A 24043-nucleotide genomic window follows, 5' to 3' on the forward strand; every position below is an offset into this window, starting at 1 on the left:
AATAAGAAATGAATTTTCAGAGCCTTACTGCACCGCACCAAGTGGTGTGACCAGTTGGATTCGGCTCAAATCTGTACGATTCGTTCGCCGGCCTTGAGCGCGAGCGGAAACAGCTTGGGCGCCACCGCCCCGAGAAGCCAAGGCCGCAGCTTCGCCAGAGCGGCCGGCGCCGCCAGCAGCACGAGCGTCGCGCCGCTGTGCGCCCATTGGCCGGCGGTCATCCGCTCGAACCCGTTCCACAGCAGGACCGCGCCGCTGCACAGCCCGGCGACGGCAGTGACGGCTTCCCCCAGCGCCTGGAGCGCGTCGATTCCCCACAGCGGGTTCGTCGTGGTGACCCGCTCCACCAGACGGCGCAGTTGAGCGGTCAGGCGCGCCGCGGACGCGGCGTCGAACCTTCCATTCTCGACCGCGGCCCGGGGCAGGGCGACCAGGACGTCGCCGTCGGGCTGGATCGACACACGGACCGGAATGGTGCGCAAGCCGGCACCATTGTCGGGTGACGGCGTGGCGACCGGCACGCGCAGCCCGATCGTCCGTCCACCCTGGGCGAAGAACTGAAGAGTCAGCGCAATGCCATGCCCGCGCCGGGGAATCAGGCCGGCCTTGCCCCGGCGCAACCGCCCGACCATCTCGGTCAGGGCGTCACGCCGCCAGGCGAAGCCATGCGGGAGGTCGCTGAGGAAGCGCCGGCGCAGCGGGCTACCCCGTGTCTCCCACCAGGGTGTTCACGGCCTTCCCGGCGAACCGGCCCAGAGCGTCGATCAGGAAGCTCCAATAGCGGAAGGAGACGTCCACCGCGTCCTTGTGGACGCCGATCATGACGCTGCTGCCGGCGTTGTCCCGGCCCTTCAGCAGGCGGGTGACCACGTCGCCGTCGATCTGGATCGTCGACTGCATGACCACCAGCTCGGTCCCGACGTCCCACGCCTTGCGGATGGTCACCGCGTCCGCCGTCTTCAGCGCCGGCATGCGGCGGACCTCCTCGGCCATGCCGCGCAGATAGCTGACGGTGTCCAGTCCGCGCCGCCGCAGCACGTCGTTGATCTGGTCGGAGTTGCGCTGGATGCGCATCAGGATCGGCGGCGCGTCCCCGTCGATCATCGCGGCGGCGGACACCACGTCGGCGGTGGCGCCGGGCTGCCGGGCGGCGTCCAGGGCGCGGTCGGTCATCTCGCGCAGCCAGCTCGCCACCTCGCGCAGGTCGTCGAAGACCTTCAGCGTGGTGCCGCGGGCGGGGTCGTTGCCCGGCAGGTCGCGGCTGAAGAAGAACGGGTCGTAGCGGTCGGGCCGGGCGGTGTCGGATGGCGGGGCGAACGGGGCCAGCCCCCAATGGAACGTCTCCGAGATCCGGCCGGCCCAGGGGGCGAGGATCGCCGTCTCGCGGCTGCCGAAGGTGTCCAACTGCTCGCACAGGAAGACATAGTATTCCTGCGCCAGATCGATCAGCGCATCCCCCGCCAGCGGCATCTTTTCCGCCGAGATGCCGGTTTTCAGCACAGTATTGATTTCGAGCGCGAGAAGGTTGCGCGCCAGATCGACGAACTGGGACATCGGCCACCTTGCTGGGTTGGGGGGAGGGCGTCGGGGAGGTGGCTGCGGTGCGGCGACGTCCCGCCGCCCGGAAGGCGGGTCAGCCGGTGCGGCCGGAGATCTGGACGGCCAGATCGCGGATCGCCTTCAGGTTGGTGCTGACGATGTCGCTGCTCTTGGTCACCTGGGCGAGATGAAATTCGGTCAGGCTGTGGTAGGCGGTGTTGGTCGCGAAATCACGGCTGACCAGGTTCTCGATGTCGCCGGTGACCAGGTTGACCTGGGTCTGGAACGCCTCGATGGTCGTGCCGGCTTTTGGACGGCAGGTGAAGCCGACCTGGTTGGGATCGTCCTGGACAACGTCGATGTCGGCGATCGCGGTCACCACCGTCAGCGTCACCAGCCGTTCCAGCTTGTCCGCGATGGTGTTCAGCAGGGAGTTCGCCTTGCCCTGCTCGTTCTGGATGACCGCGGCGCCGCTCGGCGGCGCTGCGGACGGCGCTGCGGGCGCCTGAACCGCCGGCAACTGAATGGTCGAAGCGGTCGGTTCGGCGACGGCGGTATCGGACATGGCTGCACCCTTCTGGGGATGGATGGCGTAACATTACCAAGCATCGCGCAAGAGTCGAGTTCTGTCCAATGACCACCATCGCCACGAAAGTGTGACGAAAAATTTCTAATTCACGGATTTTCGTGAGGCGCTCACTCGTGAAGCAGCGCGTCGATGGCGTCGCGCAGGTCGCGCAGCTCCCGCCGCTGATCCTCGGCCAGCGCATGGCCGGACGCGCGCAGGTTGTGGATCTTGTTCACATTGCTGCGCAGCGCACGCAAGGCGGGGGCCGCGGACGGGGTGGCCGGGAGGGCCGCCTTGCGCTCCTGCTTGGCGTTTCGCACGTCCTTGACGGTCAACCCGTCGCCGGCCCGCTTCCAGAGCGCGAGTTGGATCGCCTCGTCGGGCAGCTCGGCCAGCTCCATGAGGAGGGAGACGGAGACGGCGGTCCGGTCCGGAGCCTCCTCCAGGATGCGGGCGGGCAGGCGCAGGATGCCCAGGAGGCGGGCCACATACTCCTGCGACTTGCCGATCAGGACGGCGGCCTGCTCCTGCGTTAGCCCCTTGTCGCCGATCAGCCTGGCGAGAGTCAGTGCAAGGTCGATGGGGTGCAGGTCGACGCGCTGGGCGTTCTCGATCAGGGCCAGTGCCTGAACGTCGTCGGTGTCGATGACCAGCGCCGGGATGGTCTCCCGCTCCAGGACGCGGAAGGCCCAGTAGCGCCGTTCCCCGGCCACGATCTGGAAGCGGTCGGGGGCGACCTCCCGCACGTTGATCGGCTGCAGCAGGCCCCGCTCGCCGATCGAGGCAGCCAGCGCCGCGATGTCGGCCCCGCGGGCGTTGCGCCGCGGCTGGTCGGGGTTGGGCTCCACCTGATCCAGTGGGATTTCGCGGTGGCGCATCTTGCCGGACAGGCCGAACAGGGCGGCGTTGCTGCCCCCGCCGCTGCCGGTGCGGCTGAGCGCCCGCTTGAACAGGCCGGCGTTGGAGGTGTCGAGCTTACGCGCCATGGCGCATCTCCTCCCCGGCGAGCGCCAGCAGGGCGTCGGCGATCTCGCGGTAACTCTCCGCGCCCGCGGAGTTCGGGTTGTAGGCAAGGCCGGGGCGCCCGGCCATCACGCTCTTGGAATAGTCGGCGGCCCGCTTGACCGGGGAGAACAGGTGGAGCTGCTCCGCAGCGGCAAGCTCGCGCAGCTCCTTCATCACCGTCTCGTCCTGGAGGCGGCGCGGGCTGTACATGGTCGGCAGGATGCCGAGAATCTGCAGGCGCGGGTTCACCAGCTCGCGTACGCCGGCGATGGTCTCGAACAGCTGCGGGATGCCCATCATCGACAGCATCTCCGTCTGGGTCGGAATCAGCAGCTGGTCGGCGGCGTTCAGCACCGAGACGGTCAGTTCGCCCAGGTGCGGCGGGCAGTCCAGCACCACGAAGTCGTACTGGCCGGCAAGCTGCGCGATCTTGGCGCGCAGGATCAGCGTGCCGTTGGGCTGGCGCAGCAGCTCCCGATCGGTCGCCGCCAGCGAGATGGAGGAGGGCAGCAGATCGAAGGCGCTGTCGCAGACCGGGGTCATGAACTCCCGCATCGGGCGGCTGGCCTTCAGCGCGTGGGTCAGGGTCGCCTTGGCCAGTTCCCGCTCGTGCGGATCGACGCCCAGATGCACCGTGGCGTTGGCCTGTGGGTCGCAGTCGATCAGCAACACGCGCCGCCCCGATTGGGCGAGCAACCACGCGACGTTGACGCAGGTGGTCGTCTTGGCGACTCCGCCCTTCTGGTTGGCGGCGCAGAACACCACCGGGGCTGCCCGCACCGCCGCCGCAGGGATGCCCACCGGCTCCGTCACGCTCTTCAGGGCGCCCGCGACGATCTGCGGAATCCGCTCCGCCCCGGTTTCCCAGCGGGAGATCTTGGCGCGGTCGTAGCGCCGATTCAGCCGTTCGTTCAGCCAGCCGACCAGAGCCTGCTGGTTCATGCCGCGCTGTTCGCGGTAGCGGCGCAGCTCCTCGCCGCTCATCTCGTGGGCCACGGGGGCATCCCTTATTTGGGGTGATCGCACGGGCACCATGAGTCATGTTGATGGTGGTGTCAACATCCGTGCCGCACATGTGATGACGATCCGAAGCGGAAACAGAACTGCGGCTCGGAGTGGAACAAGGGGGGCGTGCTGCGGCTTTCCTGTGCTGCGAAAGGCCGCTATGGTCGCGGCCGAAAATCCTGCGCCAGGAATCGTGAGGGAAACCCAATGGACGCCGACTCCATCCGCGCCGCCTACCGGCGCTACGCGCGCTTCTACGACCCCGTCTTCGGGAACCTGCTGGCATCCGGCCGGCACGCCGCCGTGAAGTGGATCAACCGGCGGGGCGGCTTGCGCGTTCTGGAGGTGGGTGTGGGCACAGGCATCTCCCTGTCCGACTACCGCAAGGACAACCGCGTGGTCGGCATCGACCTGTCGTCGGACATGCTGCGCGTCGCCCAGGACCGGGTTGACCGCGAGCGGCTGGAAAATGTGGAGGGGCTGCTGGAGATGGACGCGGGCACGCTGGCCTTCGCCGACGGCAGCTTCGACCTCGTCGTCGCCATGTATGTGATGACGGTGGTCCCCGACCCGCAGGGCACGATGAACGAGCTGGAGCGCGTCTGCCGTCCCGGCGGCGACATCCTGATCGTCAACCACTTCGCCGCCGACAAGCCGGGCATCCGCCGCTCGGTCGAGAACTGGATGGCGCCCTTCTCCAAGAAGCTGGGCTGGCGGCCCGACTTTACCCTCGACACGCTGATGTCCGGTTCCCGCCTGAAGGTGGAGGAGTTGCAGACCGTTCCGCCCTTCGGCCTGTTCAGCCTCCTGCACTGCCGCCGCGAGGCCGCCACCCCCGCCTGATGTGGCACACCCGTGCAGGGAACTCGACCGCGGCCATTGCAGTTTCCCTTCCGGACCTGGATCGACCGGGAATGGAAGGGGCTCCATGGCGCGGCGGTGCGCGTTGCTCTTGGCAGGGGTGTTGACGGCCCTCTCGGCGCTGCCCGCCGCCGGGGCGACGGTGACTCTCGCCTGCAGCGGGCTCGGCATCAGCTTCGACCTGTGCCGCGACGGCGCGCAGGAATGGGCACGGCGCAGCGGCAACGAGGTGCGCTTCGTCTCCCCGCCCAAGGGGGCGAGCGAGCAGCTGGCGCTCTACCAGCAGCTTCTCGCCGCCGGGTCGCCGGACATCGATGTGTTCCAGATCGACGTGGTCTGGCCGGGCATCCTCGGCACCTACTTCATCGACCTGAAGGACCGTGCCGGGCCGGACACCGTCGGCCGGCATCTTCCGGCGATGATCGAGGCCGCGACGGTCAAGGGGCGGCTGGTCGCGATGCCCTGGTTCGCCGACGCCGGGGTCCTCTACGCCCGCAAGGACCTGCTGGAGGCCCACGGGCGCCCGGTGCCGGAAACTTGGGAGGAGCTTCAGGACACCGCCGCCCTGATCCAGCGGGCGGAACGCGCCGCCGGGCGTGACCGGATGTGGGGCTATGTCTGGCAGGGCCGCGCCTATGAAGGGCTGACCGTCAACGCGCTGGAATGGATCGCCAGCCGCAACGGCGGCACCATCGTCGCCCCCGACGGCGCCATCACCATCGACAACCCGCAGGCCGCCGCGGCGCTGGCCATGGCCCGCGGCTGGGTCGGCTCGATCAGCCCGCCCGGAGTCCTCAACTACATGGAGGAGGAGGCCCGCGGCGTCTTCCAATCCGGCAACGCCGTGTTCATGCGCAACTGGCCCTACGCCTGGACGCTGGTCAACGCGGCGGACAGCGCGGTCGGCGGCAAGGTCGCCGTGGTGCCGCTGCCCAAGGGCGGACCGGAGGGACGTCACGCGTCCACGCTGGGCGGGCAGATGCTGGCGGTCAGCAAATACTCCGCCCATGCGGACGAGGCCGCGGACCTGGCGCTGTATCTGACCGGTTTGGACGAGCAGAAGCGCCGGGCCATCCACGGCGCCTCCAACCCGACCATCCCGGCGCTCTACGAGGACGCGGAGGTGGTGGCCGCCAACCCCTTCTTCGCGGAGCTGGCCGAGTCCATCACGAACGCGGTCAACCGCCCGGCCCAGGCGACGGGCATGCGCTACAACCAGGTGTCGGCGGAGTTCTACGCCAACGTCCACGAGGTGCTGACCGGGCGCCGCGACGCCAAGGCGATGCTGCCGGACCTTGAGCAGGCGCTGGTCCGCGTCAGCCGGGGAGGGCGCTGGTGAGCGGTGTGCCGCAATCCAGTCTGGAGCGGCAGAGGCGCCGCGCGGCGTGGCTGTTCCTGTTGCCGATGCTGGTCGTTCTGGCGGGGGTGGCCGGCTGGCCCTTGTTCCGCACCGTCTTCTTCTCCTTCACCGACGCGACGCTCGCCACGCTGGACGGCTTCCAGGGGGTGGGGCTGGACAATTACCTGTGGCTGATGCGCGACCCCGTCTGGTGGCGGGCGGTGTGGAACACGCTGGTCTTCACCGTGGTGTCGGTGGGGATCGAGACGGCGCTGGGGCTGGGCATCGCGCTGATCCTGAACGCGCATCTGCCGGGGCGCGGGCTGCTGCGCGCCGCCGTGCTGATCCCCTGGGCGATCCCCACCGTGGTGTCGGCCCAGATGTGGGGCTGGATGTTCCACGACCTCTACGGCGTGGTGAACGCGATCCTGATGGGGCTGGGGCTGATCGCCGAGCCGCGGGCCTGGACCGCCGATCCCGATCTGGCCTTGCCGGTGGTGATCGCGGTCGATGTCTGGAAGTCCACGCCCTTCATGGCGCTGCTGATCCTGGCCGCCCTCCAGATGCTCCCCCGCGACCTCTACGAGGCGGCGCGGGTGGACGGGGTGCATCCGGTGAGGGTGTTCGTCCGCATCACCCTGCCGCTGATCCGTCCGGCGTTGATGGTGGCGGTGCTGTTCCGCACGCTGGACGCGCTGCGCGTGTTCGACCTGATGTATGTGCTGACCGGCAACAGCCGCTCCACCATGTCGATGTCGGTCTACGCCCGGCAATATCTGATCGACTTCCAGGACGTGGGCTACGGCTCCGCCGCGGCGACTGTGCTGGTCCTGGTGCTGGCGGTAGCGACGGTGCTGGCGGTGACGCTGGGCCGCGTGCGCGTCGATGCGGGGAGGTGAGGGGATGGGCCTGAGACGCATCGCCTTTGCTCTTGTGGTTCTGGGGATCGTCGTCTGGGCGGTGTTTCCCTTCGCCTGGGCCATCGTCACCTCGCTGAAGGCCGGCAGCGCACTGTTCACGGCGGAGGCTTGGCCGTCGCAGCCCTCGCTGGCGAATTACGGAGCGATCTTCCGGGAGCAGCCCTTCGGGCGGAACATCCTGAACTCCCTGCTGGCCGCCTCGGCGGTGGTGGCGCTGTCGCTGGGGCTGGCGGTGCTCGCCGCCTACGCGCTGGGGCGGGTGCGCTTCCGCGGGCGGGGGCTTCTGCTGTTCGTGGTCCTGGGCGTCTCGATGTTTCCGCAGGTCGCCGTGCTGTCGGGCCTGTTCGAGCTGGTGCGCTGGCTCGGCCTCTACAACCGGATCGGGTCGCTGGTGCTGTCCTACCTGATCTTCACGCTGCCCTTCACCGTCTGGGTGCTGACCACCTTCATGCGCGAGCTGCCGAAGGAGCTGGAGGAGGCCGCCATGGTGGACGGCGCCGGCCCCTTCGTGATCGTGACGCGGGTGTTCCTGCCGCTGATGGGGCCGGCGCTGGCGGCGACCGGGCTGCTCGCCTTCATCGCCGCCTGGAACGAGTTCCTGTTCGCCCTGACCTTCACCCTGACCGACGACGCGCGCACCGTGCCGGTGGCGATCGCGCTGATGTCGGGGGCCAGCCAGTATGAGCTGCCCTGGGGCCAGATCATGGCGGCGTCGGTGGTGGTGACGGTGCCGCTGATCGGGCTGGTGCTGCTGTTCCAGCGGCGGATCGTCTCCGGCCTGACCGCCGGCGCTGTGAAGGGGTAGGGCGATGGCGGGCGTCACGCTGCGCGGGGTGCGCAAGAGATTCGGGCGGATCGAGGTCATCCACGGCGTCGACCTGGAGGTCGCGGATGGCGAGTTCGTCGCCTTCGTCGGCCCGTCCGGCTGCGGCAAGTCCACCCTGTTGCGCCTGATCGCCGGGCTGGAGGAGCCGAGCGGCGGGGACCTGTCCATCGGCGGGCAGCGGGTGAACGACCGGCCTCCGGCGGCGCGCGGCATCGCCATGGTCTTCCAGTCCTACGCGCTCTACCCTCACATGACGGCCTACGAGAACATGGCCTTCGGCCTGACGCTGTCGCGGACCGACAAGGGGACCATCGCGGAGCGGGTGCGCGACGCCGCCCGGCTCTTGCAGATCGAGGAGCTGCTCGACCGCAAGCCGCGCGACCTGTCCGGCGGGCAGCGCCAGCGCGTCGCCATCGGGCGGGCCATCGTGCGCGAGCCGCAGGTTTTCCTGTTCGACGAGCCGCTGTCCAACCTCGACGCCGGCCTGCGCGTCCAGATGCGCCTGGAGATCGCCAAGCTGAAGGCCGATCTGCGCGCCACCATGATCTACGTGACCCACGATCAGGTGGAGGCGATGACGCTGGCCGACCGCATCGTCGTGCTGAACGCCGGGAGGGTGGAGCAGGCCGGCACGCCGCTGGAACTGTACCACCGCCCGCGCAACCGCTTCGTCGCCGGCTTCATCGGCTCGCCGGCCATGAACTTCCTGGATGTGGTGTCGGAGGGGCGGGCGGACGGGTCGGTGCGGGTGTGGCTGCCCGGCGGGGTGCCGCTGGATGTCGCCGTGGATGGTTCAGCGCCGGCGGCGGGCACGCCGCTGACCCTGGGTGTGCGGCCGGAGCATGTCGGTCTGGCCGACGGCGGGGCCGGGCTGGTCGCCACCATTCTGGCCGTGGAGCGGCTGGGCGGCGAGACGCATTGCCACGCCGCGCTGGAGGACCGGCAAAGGCTTCTGGTCCGCCTCGACGGCGACCGGCCGGTGGCGGCGGGCGAGCGCTTGCGCTTGAACCTGCGGGGCGAAACCGCGCATCTCTTCGGTCTGGACGGGCAGAGGCTCTGAGTGCGGAGGCGGGGAGAGCCGCCTCGCTTTCGAATGAACTTGCGGGCGAAGCTGCGGTCGGCTTGAATGCCGCCATGGACATCATGACTCCCCGGCAGACCGACATCCTGGCGCTCGCCCGCACGCAGGGGCGCGTGCTGGTCGACGATCTGGCCGCCCGCTTCAACGTCACGCCTCAGACCATCCGCAAGGACCTGAACGAGCTGTGCGACCGCCGCCTGCTCCAGCGGGTCCACGGCGGCGCCGTCGCAGGGTCGGGGGTCGAGAATCTCGGCTACGAGGCGCGGCGGCTGATCGCCCAGGACGAGAAGCGCGCCATCGGACGCCGCGCCGCGGAGCTGGTGCCCGACAGTTCCTCCCTCTTCATCAACATCGGCACGACGACGGAGGAGGTTGCCCGCGCCCTCCAAGGGCGCAGCGGGCTGGTGGTCATCACCAACAACATCAACGTCGCCAACCTGCTGCGCCCCGAGCCGCACATCGAGGTGATCGTGGCCGGCGGCGTGGTGCGGCGGTCGGACGGCGGCATCGTCGGCGAGGCCGCCATCGACTTCTTCAACCAGTTCATGGCCGACTTCGCGGTGATCGGCGCCTCGGCCATCGACGAGAGCGGGGCGCTGCTCGACTTCGACTACCGCGAGGTGCGGGTGTCGCAGGCGATCATGGCGAACGCCCGCCACGTCATCCTGGTCGCCGACCGCGGCAAGCTGGAGCGCACCGCCCCAGTGCGCATCGGCCACATCTCGCAGGTCCACACCTTCGTCACCGACGCCCTGCCCTCCGACCGGCTGGCCCGCATCTGCCGGGAAGCGGGCGTGCGGGTGGAGGAACTGTTCCCCGACCGCGCAGCGGAGCCGGAACCCCAGGACTGATGCCTACACCAGCCAGACCCAGGCGGTGACGACGGCGAGCAGCGACGCCGTGGAGGCGACGCCGATGGGCAGCGCCAGCCGATAGATCGCGGACTCCGCCTTGGTCAGCCCCAGGAGGCTGGAGGCCAGAACGATCCGGCCCGGCGTCAGCAGCGTGCAGACGCTGCCGGCCACCACCTGGATCGCGGCGGCGGCGATCAGCGGCAGGCCGCTGCCCGACGCCAGATTGACCTGGATGTGCATCATCAGGGCGTTCGACGCCGTGTTGGAACCGGTCAGCATCCCCGTCGCCGCCCCCAGCACCGGCACGGCCAGAACGGCGGCGGAGCCCGCCACCGCCTGCCACGCCTGCCCGAAGGCCGCCGCCCCGCCGGAGGCGGCCATGAAGGCGGCCAGCTCCACGAAGACCAGGGTCGCCGCCATCGGCACCAGCGCCGCGCGCAGGGCGGGACCCGCCACCGCCAAGGCGCGCCCGCGCGGCAGGCCCGCCAGCATGACCAGGGCAATGGCGACCAGCCACGTCGAGGGGTGGCGCAGCAGGGGCATCGGCGCCAGCCCGCCGAAGGGATCGAGCACCAGCCAGTTGGCCGTCCAGTCGGACAGCGGCGGCACCAGCCGGGTCGCCATCAGCCCGCCGACCAGAACCACATAGGGCCACAGCAGGGCCAGCAGCCGCGACAGGCCGGCGGCGTCGCGCGGCAGCCGCCGCGCCTCCACCGCCAGCAGAAGCACCGCTGTCGCCAGCCCGCCGCCCAGCTCCGGCGCCACGAAGCGGTTGGTCAGCCAGAGCAGCCCGGCCAGCGCCAGCATCAGGGCGACGTCCCTGGCCCGGTCGGTCAGGCTGGAGGTCAGGCCGGCGCCGTGGATCAGCCGCCAGAACACCAGCAGCAGGCTGGGCAGCACGACCACCATCAGCGCCGCGCTGGCGGTGCCCAGTTCGGTGAAGGACACGCCGATCAGCTCCGCCCCGACCCGCGTGCCGACTCCCAGCGCGCCCCAGGGGGCGAGCATCTGGCTGAACAAGCCCAACGCCGCGGCGTGGGCCGGCGGCAGGTTCAGCGGGCGCAGCATGGCGAGCGCCACCACCAGCCCGACGCCGAACCCCGTCACCGATTCGGCGAAGGGACCGGCGAGCAGGCAGGCGACGAAGACGGCGCGGCGGCGCTCGGCCGGTGTCTTTGCCTCGACCTGCGCCTCGGCCTTGACGGCGCGGGCCTCAAAGGCGCGGTGGAACAGCAAACCTGCCGCAATGATCGACATGGCGTGCCACGCCAGCCACGCTCCCTCGCCGGCCTTCAGCGCCACGGCGGGGAGCAGGCCCGGCAGTTGGGCCAGCCAATCCGGAGCGGTGGTGCCGCTCGGCTGCGCCACCATCAGGGCCGCCATGAGGACCCCGGCGGCCAGCGCCATGCCCGCGGTCCCGGCGGTCAGCATGCTGACACGCCGCGACACGAGCAGGGCGACGGTGGCGGCGAGCGGCAGGAGATGGAGGGTCAGGGGCATGATCGACACTGGGGGCCGTGGTTGAAGCGTGCTGATATACTAATATCGGCACGCTTGGGCCAGCCCCATCGGTCTTTGCGCGGCTGCCCCGCGCGCCCGGCCCGTCCTCCTGGCGGTTCAGGTGCCCTTGGCGCCGCGCAGCAGGGCGACTTCCGCCAGCAGGTCGTCGATGGCGGCGAGTGCGAAGTCCAGCGCGGCTTGGTCGGTCAGCCGGCCGTCCTTGATCTTCTCGTGAACCGTGCCGATGACCACCTGCGGGCGGGCGATGACCCGACCCATCATGCCGGACAGTGTCTCGCGCATTTCGTGCTGGGCGCGCACGCCGCCGGTGAAGGCGGGGGAGGCGGTCATGATGAGGATCGGCTTGCCCCGCACCGGCGATTTCATGGCCGGGCGCGACGCCCAGTCCAGCGCGTTCTTCAGAACGCCCGACATGCCGTAATTGTATTCCGGGGAGATGATCACCAGACCGTCGGCCGAGGCGATGGCGTCGCGGAGCGCAGTGGCCGCGGCGGGGGTGTTCTCCGCGTCCAGATCGGGATCGTAAAGTGGGATGTCGTTCAGGGGGAACAGCGCCATCTCCGCCTTGCTGCCCGCCTTGTCGCCCAGCGAGTCGGCGATCGTGCTCAGCACCGCGGTGCAGTGGGAGTGACGGCGGATGCTGCCGGAAAGGCCGAGAAGGCGGACGGGCTTGGCGGTGTCGGTCATCGTGGCTGTCCTGTCGCGGTTTGAGGTGGGTGCCCGTTCCAACGGTGCGCACGGAGGATGGTGCCGTCCCCGTCCCCGCGCCGCAACCCGCGGGATCAGGGGCCGGACCACGCCTCCGCTCCGGATCGGGGCGGACTCAGTAGAATCCACAATAGGGGAAAGCAGCGCTGCGAATACGCCTAAAATGCAAGATAAATCGCTGCTTTTTCCAGCGCTTGCAAGGCACTAGCGGGTGGGATGCGGCTCAAGCGAGGCTGGTGACGGGCTGAGACGGTGCGACAATATGGTGATGTTTTTCGGCCATTAATACAGTAGAAGTAGCACTTAAGTAGTGTTTGTGCGTGTTCTCCGCGACGGGGTGCTGGCTTATGCGCGACAATGGACCGGTTACGAACCGCGAAATCGAAATGGCCGACGACATGCTGCTTGTGTCGCGGACCGACACCCGCGGCAAGATCACGTTCGTCAATAAAGCATTTGTTGATATTAGCGGTTTCTCAGAAACGGAATTACTCGGCTCGCCTCATAATCTTGTGCGCCATCCGGACATGCCACCGGCGGCCTTTGCCAACCTGTGGGAAACCATCAAGGACGGCAGGCCGTGGGAAGGGCTGGTCAAGAACCGGTCCAAAAGCGGCGACCATTATTGGGTCAAGGCGAACGTCACCCCGATCACCGAGAAGGGCGTGGTGACGGAGTACATCTCCATCCGGTCCAAGCCGAACCGGGAAGCGGTGGCGGAGGCGGAGCGCATCTACGCGGAGATCCGCGCCGGGCGCGGCCAGCAGTATGGCCTGCTGGACGGCCAGATCGTCCGCCGCGGTTTCGGCGTCTGGCTGGGTGACTTGGCGTCGAGCATCGCCGGGCGCATCGTGGCAACCACCGGTCTTCTGTTGCTGACCGTCATGGTCCTCGGCTGGCTGAGCCTGACCGGCAGCGACAGCGTTGAGGTTTTCGCCGGGCTGATGCTGTTCGGTCTGCTGGTGGCCGGCGTCGGGACGCTCAGCGTTCTGGGCACGGTGCGGCGCCCGCTCGGGCTGGTGGAAACCCATCTCGACGCCATCGCCCGCGGCGACCTGATGACCAACGTCCCCAGCTCCGGCGTGGCGGAGTTCGCCCGCATCCGGTCGCAGATCCGCGCCGTGAAGGCGAAGCTGAACTATTCGACCCAAGAGCGCGCGGAGCGCCAGCGCCAAGCGGAGGAGGAGCGCATCACCGCTCTCCAGTCCATGGCAGAGACGGTGGAGCGCGAGGCCAGCCATGCGGTGGAGCAGGTGGCCCTGCGCACCGGCGGCATGGCCCAGGACGCCGACGCCATGGCGACCTCCGCCGAGCGGGTCAGCATCAACGCGCAGAACGTCGCCGCGGCGGCGGAGGAAGCGCTGGCCAACGCCCAGACGGTGGCGGCGGCGACGGAGGAACTGGCGGCCTCGATCCGCGAAATCTCCGCGCAGATCGCCCATTCCAGCGCGGTCACCCGCCGCGCTGTGGAGAACGGCCAGCGCACCCAGGGCACCATCCAATCGCTGTCCGAGGCGGTGGGCCGCATCGACGAGGTGGTCAAGCTGATCACCGACATCGCCAGCCAGACCAACCTGCTGGCGCTCAACGCCACCATCGAGGCGGCGCGCGCGGGTGAGGCCGGCAAGGGTTTCGCCGTAGTGGCCCAGGAGGTGAAGAACCTCGCCAACCAGACCGCCCGCTCCACCGAGGAGATCACCCGCCTGATCGCGGAGATCCAGGGTGTGACCAGCACCGCCGTGGGTGCGGTGGCGGAGATCGGCGACACCATCGGCGAGATCGACCAGATCTCCAGCGCCATCGCCGCCGCGATGGAGGAGCAGGCCGCCGCCACCCAGGAAATCAGCCGCAACGTGGTGGAGACCTCCAACGCCGCGCAGGAGGTGTCGGTGCGCATCGCCGCCGTCTCCAGCGACGCCGACCAGACCGGTTCGCAGGCCTCGGGCGTGCGGGCCGGCTCGGACGAGGTAGCGACCAGCATCGACGAGTTGCGCCGCGTGCTGGTGCGCGTCGTCCGCACCTCCACCAGCGACGCCGACCGCCGCCGCAGCCCGCGCTACCGGGTGAACGAGGCCTGCGGCGTCGTGGTGCAGGGGCGTGACCAGTCCGGCACCCTGACCGACCTGTCGAACGGCGGCGCCATGCTGAGCGGAATCGGCGGTCTCGGCGTCGGCGACCGCGGCACCCTGCGGCTCGACCGCTTCGGTTTGACCGTCGCCTTCGAGGTGCGGGCCATCGATAAGACGGCGATCCATGTCCGCTTCGCCGAAAGCGACGTCGCCCTGCCGCGCTTCCGCGACACCTTCGCCCAGTTGACCCGCGGGCTTCAGCCGGTGGCGACGGCGGCGGCCTGACGAAGGGCGGCCCGACCAGCGGCAGGCTTGCCTGAAAAAACAACGGCCCGGCGTTCCGCACGCCGGGCCGTTGTCGTTTCGGGCCTTCCTCGTCAGCCTTCTGGCTTGTCCACGCTGTAGCGGAAGTCGCAATGGCTCGCGCCCTGCATGATCGTCTGCGTCCGCTCCATCTTGATCGACGGGTCGTAGCCCGTGCAGAAGGCGGCGTCGCGGTTGCAGGACAGCAGGTGGCCGATGTGGCCCAGCCCCATTTCCCGGTACATCTCGGCGTAGCGGCAGCGGGTGACGTTGTAGTCGAACCGCGTCTCGTCCTGGTGCAGCACCTCCAGCCGCAGCGCGTCGTCCTTCGTCCACAGGGGCTGGAGGTCGGCGAAGCTCGTCAGGCTGGTGCCGTTCGGCTCGGTGGCGGCGAAGGCCGCGGCGGATTCGACGGCGGCGCGGGTGATGGCGGCGCCCAGGATCTCCTGCGCCACTGCCTCACCCAGTCGGGCGGCCATTTCCTCGTAGACCGGCTTCAGGATCGCCGCCTCGATCCCGCGGCGTTCCAACATGCCCATCACGGGCTTGGCCGGGGGCGTGTCGGTCGGTTCGGTCATCACTGTCTCCGTCAATGCGCGTGCCCGCCGAGATAGGCTTCGGCGATGCGGGGATCGTCACGCAGTTGGGCGGCCGGTCCGGCCAGCACGATGCGCCCGTCCTCCATCACCGCCGCGTGGTCGGCGACCCGCAGGGCGGCGCGTGCGTTCTGCTCCACGAGCAGGATCGACACGCCCTCCGTCCGGATGCGCTGCACCAGATCGAAGATCTGCGCGACCACCATCGGGGCCAGCCCCAGCGACGGCTCGTCGAGCAGAAGCAGGGCCGGGCGGCGCATCAGGGCGCGAGCGATGCACAGCATCTGCTGCTCGCCGCCCGACAGCGACCCGGCGTTCTGGCGCAGGCGCTCCCGCAGGACCGGGAACATGTCGAGCATCCGGTCCAGTTCGCCCAGCCCGATGTCGCCGCCGCCGAGCACCAGATTCTCCCGCACGCTCATGTTGGAGAAGATCTGGCGGCCCTCCGGCGCCTGCGACAGGCCGAGCTTGACGATGCGGTGGGCGGGCAGGTTGGCGATGGCCTCGCCGCGGAAGGTGATGCTGCCCCGGCTCGCCCGGTAGACGCCCGAGATCGCCCGCATCAGCGTCGTCTTGCCGACGCCGTTGGAGCCCAGCACGGCGACGATGGCGCCCTGCGCCACGGTCAGGTCGATGCCGTGCAGGATCTCCTGCGGCCCCATGGTGACGTGCAGGTTCTCGATCGTGAGAATCGGGCCGTTGGATTGCGGCTGGGTCATGCGTCCACCCCCAGATAAGCTTCCAGGACCGCCGGATCGCGGCGGATGGCGTCGGGCGGGCCGTCGGCGATCTTGCGGCCGGAGGCGAGCACGAGGATGCGCTGGCAGATGCTCATGACCAGGGTCATGTCGTGCTCCACCAGCATGATGGTCAGGCCGGTGCCGTGCAGCCGCTTGATGAAGTCGGCCAGCGCGCGGGTCTCGGTGTCGTTGAGGCCGGCGGCCGGCTCGTCGAGGATCAGGAAGCGCGGCTGCATCGCCAGCGCGCGGGCGATCTCCAGATACTTGCGCTGGCCGTAGGGCAGGTTGGCCGCCAGTTCGCCCGCCACATGGGTCAGGCCGACCGCCTCCAGCGCCTCCCAGGTGCGGCGGCTGATCTCGGCGGAGCGGGCGCCGCCCCCGGCGAGGGAGCCGAACAGGGCGCCGAGCGCCCCCTGCGGAAGCGCGCCCACCGCGCCCACCGACACGTTGTCGAAGACCGACATGTTCGGGAAGACGCGCAGGTTCTGGAAGGTGCGGCTGATGCCCAGCCGGGCCACCTGGTTGGTCTTCAGCCCGCTGATGGTCCTGCCGTCGAAGGCGACGGTGCCCGACGACAGCGGCGTGAAGCCGGAGATCAGGTTGAACAGGGTGGTCTTGCCGGCGCCGTTCGGGCCGATCAGCCCGACCAGCTCGCCCTCGTCCACATGACCGGTCACGTCGTTCACCGCCAGCACGCCGCCGAAGCGGCGGCTGACGTTGCGGATGTCGAGAAGATGGGTCATCGCCAGCCGATCCCTTCGCCCTTCACGGTGTTGCGCCACGCCGCGCCCAGCTGGCGCCGCGCGAGCTGGAGCGCGGAGACCTCGCCCAGCAGGCCCTTCGGCAGCAGGAGGATCGACAGGAACATCACCAGACCGACCATGATGTTGCGGAAGTCGCCGAAGGCGCGCAGCCCCTCCGGCAGCAGGATCAGCAGAAGCGCGCCGATCACCGCTCCGGGCAGGCTGCCCAGGCCGCCCACCACCACCATTGCCAGGATCAGGATGGATTCGGAGAACTTGAAGTCGCCCGGCGAGATGTAGCCGGTCATGTGCGCCCACAGGCTGCCCGCCACCCCGGCGAAGAAGGCCGACAGGGTGAAAGCCTCCATCTTCAGCCGCGCCGTGCTGACGCCCATGGCGTCGGCGCACTGATCGTCCTCGCGGATCGAGCGCAGCGCGTTGCCGTAGTAGGAGTGGCTGAGCCGCCCGATCGCCAGCACGCACAGCGCCACCACCGTCGCCACCGTGTAGTAGGTGGCGAGCCGGCCCGACAGGCTGAAGCCGAACAGTTCCAGACCCTTGGTGACGATGATGCCGTTGGGACCCTTGGTGAACTCCACCCAGTTCAGCATGACCAGATAGAGCATCTGCCCGATGGCCAGCGTCGCCACGGCGAAATAGATGCTGACCAGCCGCATGGTCGGCAGCGCCACCAGGAAGGCGATCAGCGCCGCCACCAGACCGGACAGCGGCAGGGTCACCGTGAAGCCCAGCCCGAACTTGGTCGAGAGCAGGGCGGCGGTGTAGGCGCCGACCCCGTAGAAGGCGGCGTGCCCGAGATGCAGCAGCCCGGCCACCCCGGTGACCAGATGCATGGAGGCGGACAACAGGATGAAGATCAGCGCCAGATTGGCGATCTGGTAGAAATAGCCGCGGTCGAAGCCGGCCAGCATGGCCGGCAGCCCCACGAAGACCAGCAGGGCGAGGAGGAGCGGTATCAGCAACCCCCGCCCGCGCGGCGGCGCCGACAGGTCAGACACGTTCACGGCGTGCTCCGAACAATCCGTTGGGGAAGAAGATCAGGGTCAGGATCAGGAAGCCGTAGGCGACCATGTCCGACCAGCCCGACGACACGAAGGTCGTCGCCATGCTCTCCGAGATGCCCAGGATCAGGGCGCAGATCACCGCACCTGGGATCGAGGACAGCCCGCCCATCACCATGGCGACAAAGGCCTTGATGCCGGGCACGAAGCCCATGGCGGGGAAAATTGCCCCGTAATAGAGCCCCGTCAGGATGCCCGCCGCCGCCCCCATCATCGAGCCGACGACGAAGGTCATGATGATGGTGCGGTCGGTGTCGATGCCGACATACTTAGCGCCCAGCGGGTTGTTCGACACCGCCCGGATCGACAGGCCGATGCGGGTGCGGGTCAGCAGATACTGGAGACCGATCAGCATGGCCGCGGCCACGCCGAAGATGATGAAGTCGCCGGTCACCAGGATCACCGGCCCGATGCGCACCGGAGTGTTGATCAGATACTCGAACGGGACGGAGCGCATCTGCGACCCGAACACGATCTCCAGCGCCTCGCGGACCACGATGGACACGGCGAGCGAGGAGAGCAGGGTGGATTCGCGCATCGCCCGCGACTTCAGCGACGCCTCGTCGGTGAAGCGGCGGAAGGGTTTGAAGGCGATCCGCTCCAGCGAGAATCCGGCCATGGCGCCGATCGCCAGGGCGATGAAGATCACCGCGAAGATCGGCGGGGCCGTCGCGGAAATCAGCACCAGCCCGGCGAAGGCGCCCAGCGTGTAGACCTCGCCATGGGCGAAGTTGACGACGTTCAGCACGCCGAAGATCAGCGTGAAGCCGATCGCCATCAGCGCGTAGGTCATCCCCAGCGACAGCCCGATGGCGAGCTGCTGGAGGTAATATGGGTCGATCATGCGGGCCGTTCGCTGGAGATCGTTAAAGCGGGTTGGAAACCGCTTTGGACCGCGACGGCGGTCCCGGTCGCATGTGCGACCGGAGCCCACCGGCGAATGAGGTGATATGAGCCTAAAGCGAACGGAAGTTCGCTTTAGGCCATCGGGTCGGAAGGAGGGCGCCGGTCAGTCGGCGACCGGCACGAAGGCGCCGCCCTTGACCTCGACCTTCACCAGCTCCTTCTCGGCCTCGCGGTCGGCGCTGAAGCTGGTCTTGCCGGTCACGCCGGCGAAGTCCTTGGTCTGGGCCAGGGCGTCGCGCACCTTCTCGCGGGTCGGGTTCGGGTAGGCCTTCTCGACCGCGGCCAGCATGATGCGCACGGCGTCATAGGCCTGGGCCGGGAACTGGCCCGGAACCGCGCCGTTGGAGGCGGCCTTCCACTCCGTCACGAAATGCTGGATGTGCGGGGCCGGGTCGGTCGGCAGGAAGTTGGAGGTCAGGTGCACGCCCTCCGCGGCTTCGCCGGCCAGCTCGATCAGCTTCGGGCTGTAGGCGGCCGAGGTGGAGTAGACCGGGGTCTTGATGCCGAGCTGCTGCACCTGACGCAGGAACTGCGCGCCGTCCTCGTAGAAGAAGCCGGTGTAGATGGCGTCCGGCTTTGCGCGCTCCAACTTGCTGATCAGCGAGCGGTAGTCCTTCAGGCCGCGGTTGAAGAACTCGGAGAAGACCACCGTGCCGCCGTTGGCCTTCACGCCGTCGGTGAAGCCGGAGACGACGGACTGGCCCCAGTCGGTCTGCTCGGCGATGACGGCGATGTTCTTGTAGCCCTTGGACAGCATCCACTTGGCGTTGTAGGGGCCTTCCTGCGCCTGGGTGGCGATGTTGCGGAACTGGTACTTGGAGATCTTGGTGTAGTCGGGGTGCGAGGCCGTCTGCGAGAGCTGCGGCATCCCGGCGTCCTTGTAGACCTGCGCCGAGGCCATCGACACGCCCGAGGTGAAGTCGCCCAGCACGCCGACGATCTCCTTGTCGTCCACGAACTTGCGGGCGATGTTGGTGCCCTCCTTGGCGTCGGAGCGGCTGTCCTCGAAGACGATCTCCGCCTTGAAGGGCTTGCCGGACGCGTTGAACTCGGTCAGCGCGATCTCGGCGGCCTTGCGGAAGTCCTGGCCGTACTGGGCAGTCTCGCCGGTCAGCGGCAGCTGGTAGCCGATCTTCACGGTGTCGGCGGCCAGGGCGGTGCCGGCAAGCGCACCGGTCATCAGGGCGGCGAGGGAGGCGGTCTTCAGGGCGGTCATCGCGGGTGAACCTTTCTTGTGAAGGCCGGCTTCGAGGCCGGTGTTGGGCAGCGTCGTACGGTTGGGTGGCTTACTCGGCGGATCAGGCGGCCTTGGGGCCGGGCAGGACCTTCAGGCGGCAACAGCCCTCGTCGCCGGGCTTCCAGGTCTCGCCACGGAAGACGAAGCCGGCCGCCTCGAACAGGCCGCCGTCGATGGCGCCGGCCATGTTGCAGAGCAGCTCCAGATCCTCGTCGGACTTGCCCTGGGCCTGCCAGGCCTCCTTCAGGGGGCAGCGGTGGAAATGGATCTCCAGCGCGTCGCCGTCGCAGCGCTTGATCTCCGGCGCGAACATGGAATCGCGGTTGGGAATGCCGTCGAGGAAGGCGTGGCACAGGCCGGCCAGGTCGTCGGGGCCGTGCGCCGCGTACTTCACGCCCATCGCCTCGCCCAGGCGGCGGGTCGCCTCGCGCCCGATGTCCAGCGCCGTGTCGGTGCCATAGCGCTCGCGCAGCACGTCGAACATGTGGGCATAGGACGCGGCCCGCATCGCGTAGGCGTTGCGGAGCTGCGTGGCGTGGTCCGGGGCGGCGGGCGGCTTGGTGTCTTCAGTCATCGTCAGATTTCCCGGATGTCGTTCCAGCGGTATTGCAGGAGTTTGAACGGACCGATGCGTTGCAGCAGGTCGTTGAAGGGCAGGGGGCGCGGCTCGGTCAGCGGCAGCGCCAGCTCTGCCGGATCGCGGCCCAGCGCAGCGTAGGCCAGCTCCCGCCCCAGCGAGACGGACAGGGCGACGCCGCGCCCGTTGCAGCCCGCCCAGGTGAAGGCGTTGGGGCCGAGCTGGTGGACCCGCGGGGTGTAATCGGTGGTCATGGCGATCCGCCCGTTCCACACATGGTCGAACCGCAGGCCGCGCAGGGTGGGGAACATTGAGGCCAGCCGGAGCCCGACGATGCGCCGCAGCCGGTCCGCCCCGTCGATGGGAACCAGCAGCGCGCCGCCGCTGACCAGCCGGTGGTCGGCGGTGTAGCGCATGAAGCGCAGGTCGCCGTGGGTGTCCGACATGGCCTGACGGCCCGGCAGGATGCTGCGCCGCTGCGCCTCGTCCAGCGGCTGGGTGGCCATCTGCCAGGACAGGACGGGCACGACCTCCGTCCGAATCTCCGGGAAGACGGCGGCGGCATAGCCGTTGGTGCCCAGCACCAGGGCATGGGCGGTCACCGAGCCGTCCGGCGTGCGGGCGACCCAGCGGTCGCCGCGCCGCTCCACCGACAGGACGGGTGAGTTGATATAGACCGACGCGCCGCCCTCGACCGCCTTGCCGGCCAGCCCGCGGGCCAGCGCCAGCGGGTTGACGTGGCCGCCGCTGCGGTTCATCCAGCCGCCGTAATAGGCGTCGGTGCCCAGCAGATCCGAAATGCCGGCGCGGTCGAGAAGCTCCACCGGGGCGCCGCGGCTGCCCCACTGCCTCGCCCGCCGTTCGGCGATGGCGATGCGGCCCGGCGAATGGACCGGCTGCACCCAGCCGGTCTGCTCGGCCGCGCAGTCGATGCCCAGACGGCGAATCAGGGCGAAGAGGGTCTCGGCGCTGTCGCGGATCAGCGCGACGAAGCGTTCGCCCCGCTCCGGCCCGAACTTGGCGACGAGGTCTTCGGGGTCGGGGCGGGTCAGGGTCGGGATGACCTGCCCGTTGTTGCGCCCGGACGCGCCGCGCCCGATCTCCGACGCCTCCAGGACGACGGCACGCTTGCCCGATTCGGCGGCGTGCAGGGCCGCCGACAGGCCGGTGAAGCCGCCGCCGATCACCAGCAGGTCGGCTTCCACCGCGTCTTTGAGCGCCGGAAGGGCCGGCGGCGGCGGGGCCGTGGCCTCCCACAGGGAGTCGGGCCGCTGCCAGATGCCGCCGGTTCCAGGAACACCGGTCTTGTTCTCTATCGCCTTCACCGTGCCTTGTCCCACGTCTGTCGGGTGAAATCGGCCCGATCATGGGACAAATTGCATACTCGGGCAATTACCATGGACGGGGCGCGGTAATTTTCCTGTTTCATACACAAACCATAGGGAGATAGGAATGGTTTGTACAAGCTGGCCCGCAGTGTTCGCCTTGAGCATTTGTAACCCTTTCCCCTTTGGGGAGAGGGTGGCCCGTAGGGCCGGTGAAGGGGCTGCGCGTGGCGGAACGTTCGGCACAAGCGCAACCCCCTCACCCTAGCCCTCTCCCCAGAGGGGAGAGGGGACTCTCGCTTGCCGTCACGCCGCGCGCGGCAGCACCGTTTCGGCCAGACGCACCCAATAGCTGAGGCCGATGGGCAGGACCGCGTCGTTGAAGTCGTAATGCGGGCTGTGCAGGTTGCGCCCGCCGTCCGACGACCCGGCGCCGACCCAGACGTAGCAGCCGGGCCGCTGCTGCAGCATGAAGGCGAAATCCTCAGCACCCATGCTGGGCATCGGGTCCAGGTCCAGCCCCGATTCGCCGACGACTCCGGCGGCGGCGCGGCGGGCCAGTTCGGTCGCCCCGGTCTCGTTCACCGTGGAGGGGTAGCGGCGCTCGTAGCGCAGCTCCGCCTCGACCCCGAAGCCGCTGGCGATGGCCTTGGCCAGTTCGCCCATGCGCCGCTCTACCATGTCCTGCACCTCCTTGCGGAAGGTGCGGGTCGTTCCACGCAGGACGGCGGTGGCGGGAAGGACATTCCACGTATCGCCGGCGTGGAACTGCGTGACGCTGACCACGGCGGAATCGACGGGATGCACGCTGCGGCTGGCGATGGTCTGCCAGGCGTTGACGATCTGGGTGCCGGCCAGGATCGTGTCGGTGCCCAGATGGGGCATGGCGGCGTGGGTGCCCTTGCCGGTCAGGGTCAGTTCGAAGATGTCGTAGGCGGCCATGATCGGGCCGGGGCGCAGCGCGATCTTGCCGACCTCCAGGCCCGGCCAGTTGTGCATGCCGTAGACCTGATCGACGGGGAATTTCTCGAATAGCCCGTCCTCGACCATCACGCGCCCGCCGCCCTCGTTCTCCTCCGCGGGCTGGAAGACGAAGGCGATGGTGCCCTGGAAGTTCGGATGCGCCGACAGGTGGCGCGCCGCGCCCAGCAGCATCGCCGTGTGCCCGTCGTGCCCACAGGCGTGCATCCGCCCCGGATTGCGGGAGGCGTGGGGCAGGTTGGTCTGCTCGTGGATGTGCAGGGCGTCCATGTCGGCGCGGAAGGCGACCGCCGGCCCCTCGCCGTTGCGCAGCACGCCGACCACGCCGGTCTTGGCGAGGCCGCGGTGAACCTCCAGCCCGAAGGAGGCCAGCTTCTCCGCGACGAAATCGCTGGTCCGCTCCTCCTCGAAGGCCGTTTCCGGGTGGGCGTGCAGGTCGCGCCGCCACGCGGTCATGTCGGCCGTCAGCGCCTCCGTCCCGTCGATCGTCCTCACCATGTCCCTGGTTCCCTGTGTTTCATGAGTGTGTGCGAATGATCTTGCCCAAAAAAGCACCCGCCGTGCAAAGCGTGTGACGATGCGGTGCCGTCACATCACCCTTGCAGGACCGCGCCGTTCCGTGCAGGATGTGAGTGAACATTCACTCATGATGCCCGCCGCCAACGGGAACGCCATGTCCAAAGATGTCCGCAACGATGCCCGCCACAAGGTCCGGGACGCCGCCATCGCGCTGTTCGCCCAGAAGGGGGTGAAGGCGACCACCATCAAGGACATCGCCCGCGCCGCCGGGGTGTCGGAGGGGGCGCTGTACCGCCATTGGGCCAGCAAGGAGGATCTTGCCGCCGCCCTGTTCGCCGCCGAATACACCGCCCTGTCGCATGACCTGCGCGCGGCGGCGGGGAGCGGGCCGGCGCCGCAGCGGCTGCGCCGCGTCATCGTCTGGGCCTTCGGGCTGGCCGAGGCGGCGCCGGACCGCGCGCGCTTCCTCCTGCTGTCGCAGCACGACGCACTGCCGTTGGTTCCCGAAGGCTTGGAAACGCCGGTGGACGTGGTCTGCGCCATCGTCGGCGACGGCATCGCGGAGGGAAGCATCGTCGATGCCGACCGCGAGGCCCTGGCTCACACCGTCATCGGCGCCATCGTCCTCAACATCCAGTCGCACGTTTACGGACGGCAGACGGTCCCGCTCGGCACGCTGGCCGACACGGTCGCCGACGCGCTGCTGCGCGGCCTGTCCATCGGAAAGGGAGCCTGACG

Annotated in this window: 24 protein-coding genes; 8 read left to right on the plus strand and 16 right to left on the minus strand. The window is 69.0% G+C overall.

Features of this window, described 5'->3' with window-relative positions; all coding sequences use genetic code 11:
- Window positions 1–65: 65 nt before the first annotated feature.
- The 5 genes from H1Q64_RS27745 to H1Q64_RS27765 form a co-directional block, all read right to left on the minus strand.
- Window positions 66–632: a hypothetical protein gene (locus H1Q64_RS27745; RefSeq protein WP_237907632.1), complete on the minus strand. Its 567-nt coding sequence runs from the start codon at window positions 630–632 to the stop codon at window positions 66–68.
- A gap of 70 nt (window positions 633–702) precedes the next feature.
- Window positions 703–1554: a hypothetical protein gene (locus tag H1Q64_RS27750; protein WP_237907633.1), complete on the minus strand. Its 852-nt coding sequence runs from the start codon at window positions 1552–1554 to the stop codon at window positions 703–705.
- 79 nt (window positions 1555–1633) lie between these two features.
- The gene (locus H1Q64_RS27755) at window positions 1634–2104 is read right to left on the minus strand and encodes a hypothetical protein (protein WP_237907634.1); all 471 of its coding nucleotides are present in this window, start codon (window positions 2102–2104) and stop codon (window positions 1634–1636) included.
- Between the two features lie 131 nt (window positions 2105–2235).
- The gene (locus tag H1Q64_RS27760; protein WP_237907635.1) at window positions 2236–3093 is read right to left on the minus strand and encodes a ParB/RepB/Spo0J family partition protein; all 858 of its coding nucleotides are present in this window, start codon (window positions 3091–3093) and stop codon (window positions 2236–2238) included.
- On the minus strand, window positions 3083–4108 hold the full coding sequence (locus H1Q64_RS27765) for an AAA family ATPase (RefSeq protein WP_237907636.1): 1026 nt from the start codon (window positions 4106–4108) through the stop codon (window positions 3083–3085). Before H1Q64_RS27765 ends, H1Q64_RS27760 begins: the two co-directional genes overlap by 11 nt.
- Window positions 4109–4324: 216 nt before the next feature.
- Here H1Q64_RS27765 and H1Q64_RS27770 point away from each other — a divergent pair, with 216 nt between their 5' ends.
- The 6 genes from H1Q64_RS27770 to H1Q64_RS27795 all read left to right on the plus strand — a co-directional run bounded on the left by H1Q64_RS27770 (window position 4325) and on the right by H1Q64_RS27795 (window position 9995).
- A complete protein-coding gene (locus tag H1Q64_RS27770; RefSeq protein WP_237907637.1) occupies window positions 4325–4960 on the plus strand; it encodes a class I SAM-dependent methyltransferase in 636 nt (211 codons plus the stop codon).
- 85 nt (window positions 4961–5045) lie between these two features.
- Complete coding sequence (locus H1Q64_RS27775) at window positions 5046–6317, plus strand: ABC transporter substrate-binding protein (RefSeq protein WP_237907638.1); 1272 nt, start codon at window positions 5046–5048, stop codon at window positions 6315–6317.
- A gap of 65 nt (window positions 6318–6382) precedes the next feature.
- Window positions 6383–7216 carry a carbohydrate ABC transporter permease gene (locus H1Q64_RS27780; protein WP_237907714.1) on the plus strand — a complete coding sequence of 278 codons (834 nt, stop codon included), beginning with the start codon at window positions 6383–6385 and terminating at the stop codon, window positions 7214–7216.
- 4 nt (window positions 7217–7220) lie between these two features.
- Window positions 7221–8042 (plus strand): carbohydrate ABC transporter permease, encoded by an 822-nt coding sequence (locus H1Q64_RS27785; protein ID WP_237907639.1) that lies wholly within the window; start codon window positions 7221–7223, stop codon window positions 8040–8042.
- A gap of 4 nt (window positions 8043–8046) precedes the next feature.
- Window positions 8047–9123, plus strand: a complete 1077-nt coding sequence (locus H1Q64_RS27790) for an ABC transporter ATP-binding protein (RefSeq protein WP_237907640.1) — start codon at window positions 8047–8049, stop codon at window positions 9121–9123.
- A gap of 74 nt (window positions 9124–9197) precedes the next feature.
- Window positions 9198–9995: a DeoR/GlpR family DNA-binding transcription regulator gene (locus tag H1Q64_RS27795; protein WP_237907641.1), complete on the plus strand. Its 798-nt coding sequence runs from the start codon at window positions 9198–9200 to the stop codon at window positions 9993–9995.
- Between the two features lie 3 nt (window positions 9996–9998).
- Here H1Q64_RS27795 and H1Q64_RS27800 read toward each other — a convergent pair whose 3' ends face one another.
- The gene (locus H1Q64_RS27800) at window positions 9999–11498 is read right to left on the minus strand and encodes an L-lactate permease (RefSeq protein WP_237907642.1); all 1500 of its coding nucleotides are present in this window, start codon (window positions 11496–11498) and stop codon (window positions 9999–10001) included.
- Window positions 11499–11615: 117 nt separating this feature from the next.
- Window positions 11616–12206: an NADPH-dependent FMN reductase gene (locus H1Q64_RS27805; protein WP_237907643.1), complete on the minus strand. Its 591-nt coding sequence runs from the start codon at window positions 12204–12206 to the stop codon at window positions 11616–11618.
- A 419-nt stretch (window positions 12207–12625) separates the two neighbouring features.
- Here H1Q64_RS27805 and H1Q64_RS27810 point away from each other — a divergent pair, with 419 nt between their 5' ends.
- A complete protein-coding gene (locus H1Q64_RS27810; RefSeq protein ID WP_237907715.1) occupies window positions 12626–14581 on the plus strand; it encodes a methyl-accepting chemotaxis protein in 1956 nt (651 codons plus the stop codon).
- A 92-nt stretch (window positions 14582–14673) separates the two neighbouring features.
- Here H1Q64_RS27810 and H1Q64_RS27815 read toward each other — a convergent pair whose 3' ends face one another.
- The 9 genes from H1Q64_RS27815 to H1Q64_RS27855 form a co-directional block, all read right to left on the minus strand.
- Window positions 14674–15177, minus strand: coding sequence for an L-2-amino-thiazoline-4-carboxylic acid hydrolase (locus H1Q64_RS27815; RefSeq protein ID WP_237907644.1), 504 nt, complete (start codon window positions 15175–15177; stop codon window positions 14674–14676).
- A gap of 11 nt (window positions 15178–15188) precedes the next feature.
- Window positions 15189–15914, minus strand: a complete 726-nt coding sequence (locus H1Q64_RS27820; RefSeq protein WP_237907645.1) for an ABC transporter ATP-binding protein — start codon at window positions 15912–15914, stop codon at window positions 15189–15191.
- Entirely contained in the window at window positions 15911–16678 is a 768-nt protein-coding gene (locus tag H1Q64_RS27825; RefSeq protein ID WP_014242469.1) for an ABC transporter ATP-binding protein, read from the minus strand. The genes H1Q64_RS27820 and H1Q64_RS27825 overlap by 4 nt, the downstream gene beginning before the upstream one ends.
- Window positions 16675–17703, minus strand: a complete 1029-nt coding sequence (locus H1Q64_RS27830; RefSeq protein ID WP_237907646.1) for a branched-chain amino acid ABC transporter permease — start codon at window positions 17701–17703, stop codon at window positions 16675–16677. Before H1Q64_RS27830 ends, H1Q64_RS27825 begins: the two co-directional genes overlap by 4 nt.
- Window positions 17690–18604 carry a branched-chain amino acid ABC transporter permease gene (locus tag H1Q64_RS27835; protein ID WP_040136279.1) on the minus strand — a complete coding sequence of 305 codons (915 nt, stop codon included), beginning with the start codon at window positions 18602–18604 and terminating at the stop codon, window positions 17690–17692. Before H1Q64_RS27835 ends, H1Q64_RS27830 begins: the two co-directional genes overlap by 14 nt.
- A 165-nt stretch (window positions 18605–18769) precedes the next feature.
- Entirely contained in the window at window positions 18770–19882 is a 1113-nt protein-coding gene (locus tag H1Q64_RS27840; protein ID WP_237907647.1) for an ABC transporter substrate-binding protein, read from the minus strand.
- A gap of 82 nt (window positions 19883–19964) precedes the next feature.
- Window positions 19965–20477, minus strand: coding sequence for an L-2-amino-thiazoline-4-carboxylic acid hydrolase (locus tag H1Q64_RS27845; protein ID WP_145624366.1), 513 nt, complete (start codon window positions 20475–20477; stop codon window positions 19965–19967).
- A 2-nt stretch (window positions 20478–20479) separates the two neighbouring features.
- On the minus strand, window positions 20480–21805 hold the full coding sequence (locus tag H1Q64_RS27850; RefSeq protein WP_237907648.1) for an NAD(P)/FAD-dependent oxidoreductase: 1326 nt from the start codon (window positions 21803–21805) through the stop codon (window positions 20480–20482).
- Between the two features lie 306 nt (window positions 21806–22111).
- A complete protein-coding gene (locus H1Q64_RS27855) occupies window positions 22112–23284 on the minus strand; it encodes a M20 aminoacylase family protein (protein ID WP_237907649.1) in 1173 nt (390 codons plus the stop codon).
- A 175-nt stretch (window positions 23285–23459) separates the two neighbouring features.
- Between H1Q64_RS27855 and H1Q64_RS27860 the strand changes: the two genes are divergently transcribed.
- Window positions 23460–24041: a TetR/AcrR family transcriptional regulator gene (locus tag H1Q64_RS27860; protein ID WP_237907650.1), complete on the plus strand. Its 582-nt coding sequence runs from the start codon at window positions 23460–23462 to the stop codon at window positions 24039–24041.
- Window positions 24042–24043: the final 2 nt, after the last annotated feature.

Source organism: Azospirillum brasilense (assembly GCF_022023855.1).
Lineage (GTDB): Bacteria > Pseudomonadota > Alphaproteobacteria > Azospirillales > Azospirillaceae > Azospirillum > Azospirillum brasilense_F.